The sequence below is a fragment of the Bradyrhizobium sp. MI1.4 genome (assembly GCF_055811315.1).
On the sequence record NZ_JBVVPP010000006.1, the window covers coordinates 84547 to 100678 of the forward strand.

The 16132-nt window shown below is 62.8% G+C and carries 14 protein-coding genes, 1 tRNA gene and 1 pseudogene; 4 read left to right on the forward strand and 12 right to left on the reverse strand.

The annotated features are described in order from the left end of the window. Nucleotides 1-42: 42 nt before the first annotated feature. Nucleotides 43-534 carry a hypothetical protein gene (locus AC0L23_RS09140; RefSeq protein WP_085361101.1) on the reverse strand — a complete coding sequence of 164 codons (492 nt, stop codon included), beginning with the start codon at nt 532-534 and terminating at the stop codon, nt 43-45. A 202-nt stretch (nt 535-736) separates the two neighbouring features. Here AC0L23_RS09140 and AC0L23_RS09145 point away from each other — a divergent pair, with 202 nt between their 5' ends. Both AC0L23_RS09145 and AC0L23_RS09150 read left to right on the forward strand, forming a co-directional pair. After that, a complete protein-coding gene (locus tag AC0L23_RS09145) occupies nt 737-1021 on the forward strand; it encodes a PsiF family protein (protein WP_018453210.1) in 285 nt (94 codons plus the stop codon). A gap of 99 nt (nt 1022-1120) precedes the next feature. After that, a complete protein-coding gene (locus AC0L23_RS09150) occupies nt 1121-2206 on the forward strand; it encodes an AbrB family transcriptional regulator (protein ID WP_085361102.1) in 1086 nt (361 codons plus the stop codon). 3 nt (nt 2207-2209) lie between these two features. On the opposite strand, the gene AC0L23_RS09155 is transcribed toward AC0L23_RS09150, so the two are convergent. Then, a complete protein-coding gene (locus AC0L23_RS09155) occupies nt 2210-2749 on the reverse strand; it encodes a disulfide bond formation protein B (protein WP_018453208.1) in 540 nt (179 codons plus the stop codon). Nucleotides 2750-2903: 154 nt separating this feature from the next. Here AC0L23_RS09155 and AC0L23_RS09160 point away from each other — a divergent pair. Then, nucleotides 2904-2988, forward strand: a tRNA-Leu gene (locus AC0L23_RS09160). Between the two features lie 101 nt (nt 2989-3089). Here the strand turns inward: AC0L23_RS09160 and AC0L23_RS09165 are convergent. The 5 genes and pseudogenes from AC0L23_RS09165 to AC0L23_RS09185 form a co-directional block, all read right to left on the reverse strand. Continuing rightward, the gene (locus AC0L23_RS09165; RefSeq protein ID WP_085350768.1) at nt 3090-4412 is read right to left on the reverse strand and encodes an NAD(P)/FAD-dependent oxidoreductase; all 1323 of its coding nucleotides are present in this window, start codon (nt 4410-4412) and stop codon (nt 3090-3092) included. A 345-nt stretch (nt 4413-4757) separates the two neighbouring features. After that, nucleotides 4758-5102 (reverse strand): annotated as a pseudogene (locus tag AC0L23_RS09170) (cupin domain-containing protein); the annotation flags it as partial. Then, on the reverse strand, nt 5071-6105 hold the full coding sequence (locus AC0L23_RS09175; RefSeq protein ID WP_085350769.1) for a cupin domain-containing protein: 1035 nt from the start codon (nt 6103-6105) through the stop codon (nt 5071-5073). The pseudogene AC0L23_RS09170 and the gene AC0L23_RS09175, both read right to left, overlap by 32 nt. After that, complete coding sequence (pdxA, locus tag AC0L23_RS09180; RefSeq protein WP_026232485.1) at nt 6105-7109, reverse strand: 4-hydroxythreonine-4-phosphate dehydrogenase PdxA; 1005 nt, start codon at nt 7107-7109, stop codon at nt 6105-6107. The genes AC0L23_RS09175 and pdxA overlap by 1 nt, the downstream gene beginning before the upstream one ends. After that, entirely contained in the window at nt 7106-8173 is a 1068-nt protein-coding gene (locus tag AC0L23_RS09185) for a four-carbon acid sugar kinase family protein (RefSeq protein WP_085350770.1), read from the reverse strand. Before AC0L23_RS09185 ends, pdxA begins: the two co-directional genes overlap by 4 nt. Here AC0L23_RS09185 and AC0L23_RS09190 point away from each other — a divergent pair. Continuing rightward, nucleotides 8149-9120, forward strand: a complete 972-nt coding sequence (locus tag AC0L23_RS09190) for a LysR family transcriptional regulator (protein WP_240543311.1) — start codon at nt 8149-8151, stop codon at nt 9118-9120. The two genes, AC0L23_RS09185 and AC0L23_RS09190, sit on opposite strands and share 25 nt — an antisense overlap. A gap of 146 nt (nt 9121-9266) precedes the next feature. On the opposite strand, the gene AC0L23_RS09195 is transcribed toward AC0L23_RS09190, so the two are convergent. From AC0L23_RS09195 to AC0L23_RS09215, 5 genes are all read right to left on the reverse strand, one after another. Next, on the reverse strand, nt 9267-10724 hold the full coding sequence (locus tag AC0L23_RS09195; protein WP_473356818.1) for an aldehyde dehydrogenase family protein: 1458 nt from the start codon (nt 10722-10724) through the stop codon (nt 9267-9269). Between the two features lie 83 nt (nt 10725-10807). Further along, a complete protein-coding gene (locus tag AC0L23_RS09200; RefSeq protein WP_198293338.1) occupies nt 10808-12001 on the reverse strand; it encodes an alanine racemase in 1194 nt (397 codons plus the stop codon). Between the two features lie 11 nt (nt 12002-12012). After that, nucleotides 12013-12885: a GNAT family N-acetyltransferase gene (locus tag AC0L23_RS09205; RefSeq protein WP_026232481.1), complete on the reverse strand. Its 873-nt coding sequence runs from the start codon at nt 12883-12885 to the stop codon at nt 12013-12015. Nucleotides 12886-13248: 363 nt separating this feature from the next. Further along, on the reverse strand, nt 13249-14676 hold the full coding sequence (thrC, locus tag AC0L23_RS09210) for a threonine synthase (protein ID WP_085350828.1): 1428 nt from the start codon (nt 14674-14676) through the stop codon (nt 13249-13251). Between the two features lie 87 nt (nt 14677-14763). After that, nucleotides 14764-16074: an NAD(P)/FAD-dependent oxidoreductase gene (locus tag AC0L23_RS09215; RefSeq protein ID WP_085350773.1), complete on the reverse strand. Its 1311-nt coding sequence runs from the start codon at nt 16072-16074 to the stop codon at nt 14764-14766. Nucleotides 16075-16132 lie beyond the last annotated feature (58 nt).

Sequence of the window (16132 nt, forward strand, 5' to 3'; positions counted from 1 at the left end):
GAGGCCGGAGCTTGGCTCCGGCCTCTGCGTCGTCTTGAAGCGTCAGGCGGCGCCCTTCAGCTTCTTGTTGCATTCGCTGTAATAGCCGCCGCCCTTCTCGATCCACTTCATGCCGCCATTGCCGTTGGTGGCCTTGTTGGCGTTGTACTGGTCGACGCAGGTGTGCAGGCGCCCCTTGCCGGGGGTCTCCTTGGCGTATTTCGGATCGACCGCGTTCGGATAGATCGCGGGGCCGGCCGGCAGGGTCGGGGCAGCAGCCGGGGCGGCCTCCTTCTTCGCCTGCTTCGGCTCGGCGGGAGCGGCGGGCGCAGCAGGAGCGGCCGCGGTCGGCGCAGCCGCTGGCGTCGCGTCCGCGCCGCACTGGGCCTTGCGGAAGTCATTCCACTTCGTGGTGCCGAGCGACCCGTCCTTCTTGGCGGCCTGGTATTTCGCGCTGCACTCCTGCGAGGTCAGCGCCTGCGCCGGCGCACTTGCCACCAGCGCGGCAAAGCCCGACAGCGCAACTGCACATAGCAACTTTGATTGAATGGTCATCCTTGGTCTCCTCCTTGATCTTCCCCCGAGGGAAGTGAACCGAGGATTGCTATCCTAGCGTGCCGCCCGCCCGCGACAAGGAAGCGATGGCTGCTGCCGCCAAAATATAGTGATCCTCCACGTTCCAATTATTCATGTCGCGTTCAGCAACGCCAGCCGACTTTCGCGCCCTTCGCAATTCCCGCAAGAAGAGTGCAGCACCATGACCCTCACATCTCGCCTCGCCGTCGTCGCTCTCGCCTCCCTGCTCGCCACCGGCACCGCCTTCGCGCAGACCGCCGCGCCGGCAGCAAAGACCGACACCAAAACCACAACCGCCGCCCCCATGGACAAGAAGGCACCGAAGGAGCACTCGGCCGAGTCGCTCGAATGCTCCAAGCAGGCCGACGCCAAGGGCCTGCACGGCAAGGAGCGCAAGAAATTCCGCTCCGAATGCATCAAGACCGCCAAGGCCGGCATGGCCGCGCCGGCTGCGGAGAAGAAGTAAATCCTTCCCCCCCTGCTCGCGGCTTCGGCGAGAGGCGCGCGCATTGCGGTATGACGTGGCCGCAATTGTGCGCCTCTTGTTGATTTGCGATAAGGTGGTGTGAAGCAAATCACCGCCTCCCTGCCGTTCGAATGGCCGAGCCGTGCCAAGATGTTGAGCACGGTGGAAACGCTCGTCATTGGCACCGCCGGGGGCCTCGTGTTTCTGCTCGCGGGCCTTCCGGGGGGATTGATCTCGGGCTCCATGATCGCGGTAGGGATCGCCGCGATCGCCGGTCGCCAGCTGACGCTGCCGCCGATCCTGACCCAGACGGTGCTGGTGCTGCTCGGCATTTCGTTAGGATCAGTCGTCTCTCGCCACCTGCTTCAACAGGTCAGTGCCTATCCGCTCACCATCGGGCTGCTCGCGCTCGCGACCTTCTGCTCGACCTTCGGCTCCAGTTATTATCTCCAGCGCATTCACGGCTGGGACCGCACCTCGGCCTTCCTCGCCGGCAGCCCCGGCGCGATGTCGCAGATCACGATTTTGGCGGTCGAGCGCGGCGCCGACCTGCCGGGCATCGCGGTGGTGCAGACCATGCGCGTCATCATCCTCACCGCGGCCCTGCCGATGGTGCTGGCGTTCGCCGGCGTCGCGCCCTCCGTCGCGCCATCGCTGACGACGACGATCGCCTCGCCGCTCGACCTCGTCGAGCTGGTCGCGGCCTCGCTGGCCGCGGCACTCCTCCTGCGGCTGATCAGGTTTCCGGCGAGCTGGATGTTCGGTGCGATGATCGGCTCAAGCGTGCTGCATGGCGCCGGTTGGGTCGAGGGCGGCCTGCCGGACTGGGTACGCGGCGTGGCGCTGGTCGGCATCGGCGCCCTGATCGGCAGCCGCTTCGCGCGGATGAGGATCAAGACGCTCGCCGGCCACATCAACGCGGCACTGGGCTCGTTTGCCATCGCCATCGCCGTTTCCGCGATCTTCGTCGGCATCGTGGCGCTCACCACGCAGGTGAAATTCTCCGACGTCGTGGTCGCCTACGCACCGGGCGCGATGGACGCCATGCTGGCGCTGGCCCTGACGCTGCACATCGATCCGATCTTCGTCGGCGCACATCACCTCTCGCGCTTCGTCTTCGTGACGATCGCGACGCCGGGCATTGTGCACCTGTTCGGCCGGACGCAGGACGATGTGGATGATTGAGCCTCAGCGCTTCACCGTCGCAACGAATCCCCACGCGGCGATCGCAGCCATCAAGAGCGAGATCAGCACGTTGTAGCCGGCAAGCGAGAGGCCGAGGAAGCGCCACTGCACCTCGTCGCAGCGGACCACCTTCACGGTGTCGAGCCGCGACAGCAGGTCGGTGGCGCTGCCGAGATTGACGACGGGACCGGAGCAGTCGGTCGGTCCCTTCCAAAAGCCCCATTCGACGCCGGAATGATAGGTGCCGAGCCCGGCATTGGCGATGCTCGCGAGCGCAAGGATCGCCAGGCCCGCGAGCAGCAGCGGTCTCGGCGCACCGCCCCGCGCCGCGAGTGCGATGAGCAGGCCGAGCGGGATCACGAGGTAATAGGCGTAGCGCTGCTCCAGGCAGAGCGGACAGGGCACAATCCCGAGCACCAGCTGGAAGAACCAGGCGCCCGCGATGGTCGCGGCTGCCGTCAGCGCGACCGCGAGCGAAGCGGCCAGCGCAGGGGTCGTGGCCGCCGGTTTGAACGCAGGTATTGCGGCACTCTGGGTTGTCACGGCAGCCTCCTTTCGATGGGTCGCTTTCCAAGGCTGTAACCCCGGCTCATGCGGCTGTCGAGAACGGCCCGGATCACTTTGGCGCGGGTTGACCCCGCTTGGTCCATGGCTATAGTCCGCCGGCTTCGCGACGCCCGCCTAGGGCCGACCGAGGGCCCCTGTGGCGGAACTGGTAGACGCGCTCGACTCAAAATCGAGTTCCGCAAGGAGTGCTGGTTCGATTCCGGCCAGGGGCACCAACTAGGCTGTTCAAGCCCGTTCTAAATCGTCCGCAACCATCCGCAGTACTCCAAACCTGGCGTTGCTCGGTACGCGTCAGGCCCGACTTCCGGCTCGATCTTCAGATGGCCGAGATGTCCAGCTTCGAGCCATCGGTCAGACGCGACAGCCGGAACGGTGCGGGATCGACGCAAGGAGTGTCGTTGACGAGAAGCTGTGCGGCCAGATAGCCGAGGCCCGGGCCCAAACCGAAGCCGTGACCCGAGCAGCCCGCTGCGAGGACGAGGCCTTCCACCCGGTCCACCTTCGACACGACAGGCACTGCATCCGGCGTGCAATCGACGAAACCGCCCCAAGCGCTACCGATCTTTATTTCGCCGAGTTGGGGGAAGGTTTTCCGGACACTCGCCACCACTTGGCTCACCAGCCATTTCAAGGGCGGAGGATCCAGCACGCGATTCTGTTCGAAGATCCGATCGTCGTTGGTCAGCAGCGCCGTCATTGAATCCGGCCCCGAAACGAACGATTGGCCGACGCCAATCCTGACGTTCTTCAGGCGACGCAAGAACTGCGGCATGAATTCCCGGCTGTACCGGATAGCCTGGGGCGTGATTTCGAGGTTCGCCTTGCCGCTGATCGCAAGCGTATAGCTGCCGTCCAGTCGACGCGTGATCGTGCAGTAGGGTGTGGAGACCGCCTCGCCTATGTTGGTTGTCGGGGTGGAACGCAGCGCGGTCTGACGGATGCTCGCTTGGGGAAAACTGATCCCGAGCGGCCGAAGGAAGCGCGAGGACCAGGCGCCGGCGGCGCAAAGCACCGCGCTGGTTCTGATATAGCCCTTCTCCGTGTGCACGCCTGCAATCTTGCCATTGGCCAAGTCGAGCGCCCGCGCGGCGCATCCCTGGTGGATCGTGGCGCCCAGAATTCTGGCCCCTTCGGCGATAGCCGGCGCGGCGAGCGCAGGTTCGGCCTTGCCGTCCCGAGCCGAATAGGTCCCGCCGACCCATTTGTCGCGCGCTTCGGGGACGCGCTCGGCCACCTCCGCCCGGCTCAGCACGCGGGTGTCGACGTCGTACTCCCTGGCGACCTCGCGCCACCTTTCCCAGCCGGCGAGCACAGCCTCGTCGTGGGTCGCATAGACGAGTCCGCAGCGCCGAAATCCGAGGTCCCGATTGATATCGCGCGTGAGCTCGTCCCACAGCCGCATAGAGATCACCGAGAGTGGCAGTTCGCGGCGATCGCGGTTCTGCTGCCGGCACCAACCCCAGTTTCGGCTCGATTGTTCACAGGCGACGTGACCCTTCTCGAGGAGCGCCACAGAGAGGCCGCGCTTCGCCAGGTAATAGGCGGCCGTAGCGCCGAGGATACCGCCGCCGACTATAACGACATCGGCCTCGGCCGGGAGACGCTCATCGCTGTGAATGCGCTCGACATGGGGCGACATGTTCCAACGAACCTCGGCTGCCAAGAACGCGGAAGCAAAATTCCGATCAACCCTTCATCGCATCAGGCGCCCGATAGAATGTGCTGAAATCATCTAGGACTTCGCAAGATGTTCGGGTTTTTGAGCGCTTGAGCGATACGAGCTGCTCAAGCGCGATCGTCCCAGTTCGGCGCAACGGCGGCGCGACCTGCTTGTCCACGGAGACTGGACCGCTTTTCGATGCCCCAGCAAAATGGACCCAGACCGTCGCGATTGGCTCGGCGACACCGGGACGAGTGATGTCCTGAACCACGAGCGTCGATCAGGTACCAGCGCGGCGGCAAAGCCCATTTCGGCGCCCGAAGTCATCTTCCGCACTGTCTCGATCGTCTTCCAGACGCCGACATAGCCGGGTTTCATCACAAAGCTGTCGCCGGCGCGGAAAATGCGAGGCTCCTTGCCTTCCTCGGTCAGCTCCACCACGCCGGAAAGGATGTGGCAGTACTCGAAGGTCTCGCCCTTGATCGAGCGGTTCTTGCCAGGCGTGGCTTCCCAGACTCCGGTCTTCACCGAGTCGGCGCGGGAGGAGTCCTGCTCCCAGCTCCTGAGGTCATCGAGGCCGGACCGGCGAAGGCCGGTCGACGGCGTCAAGCGTTTGCTCCGATCGCAGGCAGACGGTCTAGCCTTCGAGGTCGTGAGCGGTGCCGGCATCCATGGATGTGCCGGGTTCGAGCAGCACGACCTCGCAGACGTCGTCCAGCGCGACAGGGCAATGCTCTACCCCATGCGGGACCACGATGAACTCGCCTTGCTCGATGATCTCGTCCCGATCACGAAACTTCATCAGCAGGCGGCCTTTGTGCACCAGGAAGAGTTCGTCACCGCTCCTGTGAAAGCGCCAGGCGAACTCGCCCGCGAACTTGGCGAGCTTGATCTGCATGTCGTTAATCTGACCCGCGATCTTCGGAGACCAAGTCTCCTTGAGCTGCCCGAACGAGCTGGCCAGGTTCTTCTTGTGGAGCGGCGAGAGATGCCGGTTCAGAGCGGCCACGTCACGGATGATGGCCCCAAGCTGGCGAGCGACGTCCTTGTCGTCGGCCGGATACTTGCCGTCCAACGCGGCCGTGCCGATAGTGAAGCCGGCGGCTCCTGCGTCCTTCAGGATGGCGATCCGCTCAGGCGTATCAATCGAGCCGGCCACGTAGACGGGCTTGGGCACCGCCGCGCACACCGCCTTGATGAGGGCCGGGACGTCTTCCTTGGAGCGATAGGCGAGCAGGTCGAGGCCATACACGCCCTCCCGCACGGCGAGCGCCTGGGCGCTCTCAACGATCTCCTCGATGCTCCCTTCGAGCACGCTCGGATGACCGGTGATGCGACCCGGGAAGGGGCAGTATTGAATGCCGGTGCCAGCAAGGATCGGCAACACGTCGTCAACATGTGTGCCGCCGAGCAAGACGTCGACGCCGATTTCAACCGCCGCTTTCGCCGAAACGATCTCACTTTGCCGGTCGAGTGAGACGACTTCGAGATAGGAGGTGGCGCCGTCTGCCTTGATGACCCGGTTGAGAACTTTGAGTCGATCAATCGGCAGGCCGATGTCCTTGAAACCGATGTGGCGAACGCCAAGCCTCAGGGCGGTCTTGAGTTGTTCAGAGGCGTCCCCGACGGTGCGATCGTTGCGCGTGAGCATGAAGATAAAGCGAAGGCCCATTAGACTACCCCTTCTTTGGTCTTAATTTGCGCGGCGACGAGCCTTCGCGCGTAAGCCAGCGCGGTCTCGAGACTGCCGGTGTCGGCGATGCCTCGGCCCGCAATGTCGAATGCCGTGCCGTGATCAGGGCTTGTACGGACGAACGGCAGGCCGAGCGTGATGTTCACACCCTTTTCGAGGCCGAGATATTTCACCGGAATCAGGCCCTGATCGTGATATTGGGCCACGACCACATCGAAGCGGCCCTTGCGGGCCTGCATGTAGACAGTGTCCCCGGGCCAGGGGCCACTGGCGTCGATGCCCTCGGCGCGGGCCGCTTCGATCGCAGGCCGGATGATCTGGATTTCTTCGTCGCCGAAGAGACCACCTTCGCCGGCATGGGGGTTGAGCCCTGCCACTGCAATGCGCGGCGCCGCGATCCCGAGGGCCTTGCCGCCCTCATTTGCGAGCCGGATCGCCGACATCTGGGCATCGAAATCCGCTTGGTCGATGGCTTTGCGCAGCGACATGTGGATGGTGACGAGAACCGTGCGGATATCATCGTTGGCCAGCATCATCGCAACGCGCTCCGCACCACCATAGTCGGCGAGGATTTCGGTGTGCCCGGGATAGCGAATGCCCGCGCTTGCCATCGCTTCCTTGTTGATCGGTGCGGTGACGATGCCGCTGACCTTGCCGGCCTTGGCTGCCGCGACGGCGGCGACGATGGCATCGAAGGAAGCTTGGCCGGACATGGCGCTGACGCTCCCGAGCGGAGGCGGCGCGATGATTTGCGTCGCCTCGACAACTTCGATGGACCGCGGCTCAGAGCGCGCCTCTTCAGGTCGGGCGATACGCCTGACCGTCAGCTCGAGACCCAGACGATGGACGATATTCTCCATCACGACGTAGCTGCCGAATACGACCGTGCCTTCGCCGGCTTTGGCCAATGTCTTCGCCACGATCTCCGGGCCGATGCCGGAGGCATCGCCCATTGTGACGGCGAGGGGAGCGGATTGGGTCATGATACAACCAGTTCTGATACCGAGGTGCCAAGGCGGAGCCGCGTGATCGCACGACGCAGCGTATCGTCGTCGCCAAAGCCGCCTGCCTTCATGGCGATCAGCAGCTCTCGTCCATCTCCGAGGGACGTGCGGCCAAGCGGAAAGCCTGGCTCGAGCTCTTGCAGGATCTCGAACTCATAAATGTCCAGGCCGTCCAGAATCGCCTCCATGGTGTCCCCGCCTGTGGCGATCACCATATCGAAACGCTCGTCGGCCAGCCGTCGAGCCGCATTTTGAGCAATGTCGCGCAGGACGGATCCGGGATCATTCATCCGTTCGATCGGAGCCTGCAGCAGAGCGATTCCAGGCTCCATTGCGATGCAGTCGGCCTGACGATGGTTGCGCGGATTGGCGCTGCCGATCGCAACAAGAATGTCGCCACTAACCGCGGCGGTCACGTCCGACGCAACCGCAAGCGGCGCAAGACGCTTCGCCAGGGCAAGGGCCATGCCCGGAGAGCCCACCCATAGGATCGACTCCGGATCCGGCAGGGCCGCAACTTGTTTGTCGAGATCGGCCTGTGTCGCAGCATCAAGGATGACGACGCTTCCGATGGAGGCCGGAACGAGCTCAGCCAGCCGAGAATGTCGCGCCGGATGGACGGGGTCGCGACCGTATTCGGTCTCCGTTACAGGAATGCCGTCCACAAGCTGAACGCCGTCGACGGTTGTACGCCCAGCGCCAGGGAACGCAGGTGCAAAGACCAGCATCTTGCGGCCGCTTACGGTGAAGGCCGCTTCCATCTCGGCCGTCACGTGCCCGCGAAGAGTCGAGTCGACGGTCTTGTAGAGGACAACCCGCGAAGCGAGTTGCTCGGCAAGTTCTGACTGCCGCCGCGCCGCTTGCGAAACCGGCACTGATCTAGATCCGCTATCAACGGCGACAATCGTGGCCTCCTGGTGCGGCAGCCGGCGTCGGCCGACAACGGCTCGCAAACCGCGCTCGACGAACGGACCGGCCCCATCGGCGGCGCTGGTCAGGTCGTCGGCTAGGATACCGATTGTGTATTCGCCATTGGTTCGCATGGATCAATTATGCTAAGCAAATTCAACATAAAAAGCGATATTTTTTGCGCTACATTGGTGATATGAGATCACCAATGAGGCGATCAGAAATACCTTCATTGGACGACTTGCGTGCGTTCGAGACCGCTGCGCGGCTGGGGTCGGTTCGGCTTGCCGCGAACAGCCTTGCCTTGACCCATGGGGCTGTGAGTCGCCGTATCACCAAACTGTCGGAAGACCTTGGCTTCAAACTCTTCGAAAAAAGCGGACGTGGCTTGAGTCTCACTGCCTCTGGAGAAGTGCTCAACCTCACACTCGGCCGTTTCTTCACCGAGCTGGCGACAACCGTTGAGAGCTTGCGTGCTGCCAACGCACAGCAGAACTCCCTCGTTCTCTCATGCGAGCCTTCAGTCGCTATGCGCTGGCTTATTCCACGGCTTGCAAGCTTTCAGGCCGTCCATCCCGACATCGCTCTACATCTGTCAGTCGCCGGCGGCCCCGTCGAGTTTCGCCGCGATCGGATCGATCTGGCTATACGTCGGCTCGACTTTGCGCTCCCAGAGGCGTGGCACGTCCGGCGCCTTTTTCCTGAAAGGGTAGGACCGGTCATGAGCCCTCAGCTCGCAGCGGTGTTTGCCTCAGGAAACTACATCGCCCTAGGTTCGAAGACTCGGGCGGACGCTTGGTCGCGATGGCTTTCCACCCACCCGTCGGTGCGGCGCCCCGCGGAGATACGCTTCTACGATCACCACTTCCTCATCGTCGAAGCAGCATTGGCGGGATTGGGCGTTGCCCTCAGCCCGCGGGTCCTTGCAACGGACGACGTAGATAGAGGGCGGCTCATCGCGCCTGCCGGTTTCGATCCGGACGAAAGCCACTATGGCCTCATCTGGGCGGGAGAAACTGAACTGTCTGGGAAAGCGAACTATCTTGCTTCATGGCTGCAGGAACAGTGCAATCTGATCTAATGATTCAACTTCGCGCTCCTCAAGGGCTCGGCGCTATCAGGCGTTGAACCCGACTTGAGAAGGTGTTCTGCGATTCGACGCGTGTGCGATCACCGCCGGAAACACTTTCGCGTCAGCGGAAGCCGATTCGCTTTCCGAGATGAATTTCATCGATAGAATCCGAGAACGGCCTTGGTCTCGAGATATTCTTCCATGCCCTCGCGGCCGTATTCCCTGCCGTTTCCGGAACGCTTGTATCCGCCAAAAGGTGCGTTCGGGTCCCAGTCGGGATAGTTGAGATGAACCTGACCAGACCGGATCTGCCCGGCGACCGCCTGCATCGTTTCAATATCCGTGCCCTGCACATGCGCGCCGAGGCCGTAGACCGTGTCGTTGGCAATCTCGACCGCCCCGTCGACCGTATCGTAGGGAATGATCGACAGCACCGGGCCGAAGATCTCCTCCTGCGCAATTCTCATGTCGCGATTGACGTTCGAGAAGATGGTCGGCCGCGCATAGAAGCCGACCTGAAGGTCGTTGGGCCGCCCCGGCCCGCCAATGACAAGCTTGGCGCCTTCCTCCAGGCCGATGCCGATCATGGCCTGGATACGCTCGAACTGCGGCGGGTTGGCGATCGGACCATGGGTCGTGCTTTCCGCAAGCGGATCGCCGACCACCAATTCAGAAGCGGCCGCCGCCGCCAGGATCTCGACCTTTGCCATCTGTGAGCGGGACACAAGCATACGCGTCGGTGCGCTGCAGGATTGGCCGAGATTGCGGAAGGCGGCGGCGACACCGAGCGGAACAGCCCGGCTCAAATCCGCATCCGGCAAGATGATGTTCGGTGACTTGCCGCCGAGCTCCTGTGCGACGCGCTTGACGGTGGGCGCCGCTGCTTGCGCGACGAGAACGCCTGCCCGCGTCGAGCCGGTGATCGAGATCATGTCGACTTGCGGATGCGACGCCAGACCGGTCCCCACGACTGGACCTGTCCCGTTGACGAGGTTGAAGACGCCGGGCGGACAGCCGGCATCGTCCATCACCTTGGCGAACAACAGGGCACTCAGCGGCGAAAGTTCGCTCGGCTTCAACACCACCGTGCAGCCAGCTGCCAGCGCCGGAGCGACCTTGGCCGTAATCTGGTAGAGGGGCCAATTCCAGGGGGTGATAAGACCACAGACGCCGATTGCCTCGCGCATAATCGCGGTGCTGCCGCGCGTGGCGATGAACGGATAGGCCGCGAGATTGTCACGCGCGACGCGGATATGTTCGGCAGCGAGCGGCACCTGGGCGCGGCGCGCGTAAGTGATGGCGGCCCCCATCTCGCACGTGATGGCCTGCGCAAACAGCTCCAGCCTATCGAGAAGCAAACCGTGAACCCGGTCGAGCAGCGCCGCCCGCTCGGCAGCCGGCTTACGGGACCAGCCGGTAAAGGCTTTTCTCGCGGCTACGACCGCGCAGTCTACATCCTCGTCATCGCCGAGCGCGATTTCTGCGACCGGCTGCTCGATCGCCGGATTGACGACGATCGCCGTCGCCAACCCTGTCGGCTTCCGCCATTCTCCGTCGATGTAAAATTTGCCGAGGAAGCCGGCTTCCGTCAGGTGTCGAACGGCCGAGGTCATTGGAAGCGATCCTTGATCCGGTAATAGACGCCGACCAGCGGAAGCTGGGCATGCGCAAATCGCCGCCCGATTCTGTTTCAGATCTACCAGCCGCGCATCCGCGGCCACTGAGCTTCGATTGCGTCACTTCCCGCCGAGATGACATTGTAAAGTTCGTGCTGTGACGCCGTCGCGCAGGCATGATTGGGCAGAATCCTGACCTTCGCGCCGATCGGGATATGCGGGAGGGCTGCAGCCGATCTGGACCTTATGGCGAGGATGCCGTGCTCCTGGCTCGCCTGCGCGACGATCAGATTCGGATAGAGTTGGCCGGACAGATCGCAGACGAGACCGTAACCTTGGTCGACCCGCTGCGCCGCGGTGCCGCGATCACGTGACAGTGCCATCCAGCCCGCATCGACCAAAATCCATCCCTTCTCCGGCTTCGTGCCGATGACGGTGGCGAGAACCGAGATCGCGATGTCGTCGGTCGTGCAGACACCGACGCCGTGCATCACCAGATCGAAGAACATGTAGACGCCGGCCCGCATCTCCGTGACGCCGGTCAGGCCTTCGGCGAAATGGGCGGTCGGCGTCGAACCGACACTTACGACCGGGCATTCATGCCCCGCCGCCCGCAATGTCTCCGCGGCCGCCACGGCCACGGCCCTTTCGTTCTCTGCGGCCGCGACGAGGGCATCGGACGAGCAAAGGCTGTAGGATTCGCCGGCATGGGTGAGAATGCCGGCGAGCGTGACGCCGGCCTCGGCCAGGGCCGCCGCGACGGCGATGAGCTTGGGATCGGTGGCGGTCAGCCCGCCGCGATGGCCGTCGCAGTCGATCTCGATGAAGGCGGAGGGCGTCACGCCGGCGGCACGCGCTGCCGTGCCCAACATCGCCGCCTGTTCAGGCGAATCGAGCAGCACCTTAAGGTCAACGCCGGCTTTGCGGAGACGCATCGCCCTTTCAGCGGTGTGCGGTGCCACGCCGACGGCATATGTCACGTCACGGAAACCGTACTGCGCGAAGTACTCAGCCTCCGCCAAGGTGGAGACCGTGATCGGCCCCGGCCCGGAGGGATAGGCGCGCTGGGCAACCTCGATGGATTTCGCGGTTTTCATATGGGGGCGCAGCACGACGCCAGCCGCGGCCATACGAGAGGACAGACGGGCGAGATTGCGATCCAGCCGGTCTTTGTCGAGCAGGAGGGCCGGCGTCGCCAGTGCGCCGACCGTCGCGGTTATCTCGCGTGGCGCGGCGTTCTGGCTATCCGTCCGGCGCATATCGGGGCGTTGCATCTCAAGGTCTCCTAGCCGAACGACTGGTTGGCGACCGCGAACGTGCGCGCCGGCCCGGTCCATGGCATCTGCGTCCCCAAGACCATGGTGGTGGCGTCGCTGACCTTCTGCAGGCCGATGTTTCCAAGCCAGTCACCGAGTTGCGAGGAGGCCGAGGTGTCGATCCGGACGAAAACACTCCCGAGGGGCGCGAGCGCGGCCTCGATCAATGCGCGCGCATCGGTCGGGCTTTCGGCGATCACAGGGCCGATGACATGCCCGCGGCCGAAGAGACGGGAAATGGCGTAGCCGCGGGGTATGCCGTCACGCAGCAGGACATAGCCGCAACCGACCTCGATCAGCCGGTTCAGCATCTCGCGCCTCATCCAGCCGGTGGCCTCGTGATCGAGACCGACTATGGCCTCGAAGTCCGACGGAACCATCGCTCTGACGTTTCCGACCGGCGGCATGTCGCGGCCCTGGCCAGGAACGCCATGATGCTGGTGCAGCATGCCGATGCTGGCGAAGCCGCGGCGTGCGTAAAGCGCAAGGCCTTCGGCGGTCGAATTCAGCGTGACGATTCGTGGTCGTGCCGCCGCGAGCAGCGCGTCCATCAGCCGGGCCCCGTACCCCCGTCCCTGAACGGCTTTCGAGACGATGACCATTCCGGCGGAAGCATGGGTGTCGCCGTAAGGCCACCACAGCGCGGTCCCCACCACAGCACCCGCACTCGTCACCACGAAACCGCGGCCAAGCTGCAGCGCAAATTCCCAATCCTTGAGCAGATACGGCCAAGACATCTCCTGCGAGAGCTTCAAGGCACCTTTCAGATGCGCTCTCGCGAAAGGGACTAGGGCCACGTCTTCAATCTCGCGTTCTCCGGCTTGGGTAGCTTCGGTTGCCATGATGCGTCGACGTCTCATGCTTGGGTTAGCGGACTAATCGTCAGTGCCTGACACGGCGAGGTCCATCTGACGATGTTCCCGCGAATTGCAGCGTATCTTGGCTGCGACAGCATTACGCGATCAGACTGACGCAGAGTTCGGCAGGGAATTGCATTGATGATACGGTAGAAGGGACGATGTGCTGTCAGTGTCTCGCCACGCCGCAGCGCGATCCCGTTCCGGCATCCCATGGCCCGGAACGATACCGGACATCAACCGCGGATTGCTCCGATAGCGCGCTCGAACGAACGCTGCGACCTCGTCGGGTGACAGCACCGTAAATACAGCCACGGCTGAAACACTCCTCGATCCGGAATCGGCCCTTCAGCAGGTTGCACCCTGCATGATGTCCGCAATGTAGTTCTTTACAGCTTGTGTATCCGGGGGAAGGACTTTGACTCGCCTCGGCAACCCTTCTAGTCCATCGAACCGTAGCGGACGATCTGGCTGCCGGCCTAACGCTTCCTTGATCGTCGTAGCGAATTTGATTGGCTGTGCAGTTTCGAGCACAAGCATCGGCGCCTCGGGGCTCGCATGCATGCGCCCGACCGTCACACCATCCGCAGTGTGAGGATCGATCATTGTGTGGTAGCGATCCCACGTGTCACGGATCGTCGCCAGTCGATCGGCATGGGTGCTCCTGCCGCTGCGGAATCCAAAACGCGCCGCCGCCGTTACGAAGCTGGGATCACCGCTGAGGTCAAACGAACCGCATTCCCGAAGTTGGTTCTCAAACAGCGATTTCGTCCGACGGGCGTCGCGACCGAGCAAGTCGAACACGAAACGCTCGAGATTTGACGCCTTGGAGATGTCCATGGAAGGACTCGATGTTTCAAGCGTGTCAGCTCGGCTTCTGACGCGATAAATGCCGCTGCGGAAAAACTCGTCGAGCACGTCGTTTTCGTTGGTCGCAAGGACGAGACGGGATATTGGAAGTCCCATCATGCGCGCAACATGACCAGCGCAGATGTTTCCGAAGTTTCCTGAAGGCACGGAAAAGTCAACGCCTGCTGACCTCCCTTCGGAGACTTGAAAATAGCCGGAGAAGTAATAGACGACCTGCGCGACCAGTCGGGCCCAGTTGATCGAATTCACCGCACCTATCTTATATCGTCGTTTGAATTCCAGATCGCTGGACACACATTTGACGATGTCTTGGCAGTCGTCGAACACGCCATCTATGGCGATGTTGTGGATGTTGTCGTCCTGCAGGCTGAACATCTGAGCTTGCTGAAAGGAGCTCATCCGTCCGAGGGGCGACATCATGAAGACCCGCACCCCTTTCTTGCCGCGCATTGCGTATTCCGCAGCGCTCCCGGTGTCGCCACTGGTCGCCCCAAGAATGTTCAATTCGTCGTGCCGCCGTGCCAGTTCGTACTCGAGCAGATTGCCGAGCAACTGCATGGCCACGTCCTTGAACGCCAGCGTAGGACCGTTCGACAATTCCTGGAGGTAAAGCCGCGTCTCCAGCTTTCGAAGCGGAACGATGTTCGAGGTTCCAAAGATCTCGGGCGTGTAGGTCTTTTCGCAGATTGCCTTCAGGTCAGCGGGCGGAATATCGCTGACGTAGAGCGACAGGACCTCGAAGGCCAGGCTGGGATAGGACAAGGCACGCCACGCATCCAATGTAGCGGCGTCCACACGCGGGTAGGTCTCAGGTACGTACAGCCCGCCATCCTCGGCGAGGCCTTCAAGCAATGTTTCGCAGAACTGTCTGCGACCTGAATGTCCGCGCGTGGATACGTAGTGCATCGATGCTCTTCTTTCGAGAGGCGGCAGTGCCGCCAGCTCCATGACCTGAGTTGTACCTTTGGGAATGCCCGATGGAGTTTCCAGCCGTCAGCGGCGGTCGCGCCACAGTGCAAAACGATCCTGCATCCGATATCCCCAGATCATGGCGGGCATGAACCAGGGATCGCCACGATAGAGCGGGATGGAGTCCGGCGGACGGAAGTCAAAGGCGGTGCGCGCCCGTTCGTGGTTTCCGATCAGCTTGTGGGCCGCGTGCATCCCGATCCAAGGCGCCCAGACGACGCCTGAACCGCAGAAGCCAGTGGCATAAACCACACCGTCCTCTTCGAAGATGCGCGGGAGCATGTCGCGATTCATCGCCACATTGCCGAACCAGCTGTGCGAAAGGCGAACATTCTCGAGTTCGGGGAAAAGGTTCACCAACCCCTTGCGCAGCAGGAGCTTTGGAGCCACCGGGTTACCGACACGAGAGCTGTCGCGCCCCCCTAACAGGATACGTTTGCCGTCGGGCGATGGGCGGTAATAGAACCCGACCTGGCGGTTCTCGGTCATCATCATGCGTTTGGGCATCAGCCGCTCCATGACGTCAGGTGCGAGCTCCTCGGTTGCAATGATCCGGCTGCGAACCGGGACCAGCCTGCGGCGCAGGAAGGGAACGGCGCTATCAGTATAGCCATTCGTGCAAACCAGCACCTGACGCGCCTGCACCGAACCGGCCGAGGTCACGATACGGAATCCGGAACCATCTCTCTCGATGGAGATGACGGGCGTATCCGCATGAACCGCGACGCCCGAAGCGAGCGCCACGCGAAGCAGTTCAGCGTGAAACTTCGCCGGTTGTAGCCCTCCGATATCCATCCGGACTGTTCCACCCCGGTAGACATCGGTGCCGATGTAGCTGTGCTGCTCGGCATAAGGTACGGCGTGAGACTCGATCCGCAGCCTCTTCGCTAATACTTCCGCGCTACGCGCCATCGTGTCGTACTGCTCATATCCGAACGCGCCCTTGAACTGCCCGACCAGCTGGAAATCGCAGGCAAGCCCCTCGGTCTTGATGAAATCGTAAAGGAACTCGCGGGCGATCTTGCCTTCCGCCTCGATTGCCAGCGCCTTGTCTGCGCCGAAGCGTCGGGAGATCGCGGCGTAATCCGGCCGTATGCTCGCGCTGGTTATTCCACCGTTGCGCGTCGAGGCTCCCTCGCCCGGACTCATCGCGTCAAAGGCCGCAACCGAGCGTCCCTCGCGCGCCAGCACCAGCCCGGCCGAAAGAGAGGCATAGCCAGCGCCCACGATCAGCACGTCAAGTTTCTTGGGAAGAGTCTGTTGAGGCAGCGACCTAAGTGGTGCGGCTTCCCACCAATAGGGCGTGTCCTTCTCTGCGGCTCTGGGCTCATGCATGTCGCTGACTTCTCGTGTGTTAAAAGTGGCCTTGGATTACTGACAAGACGGATTCTGA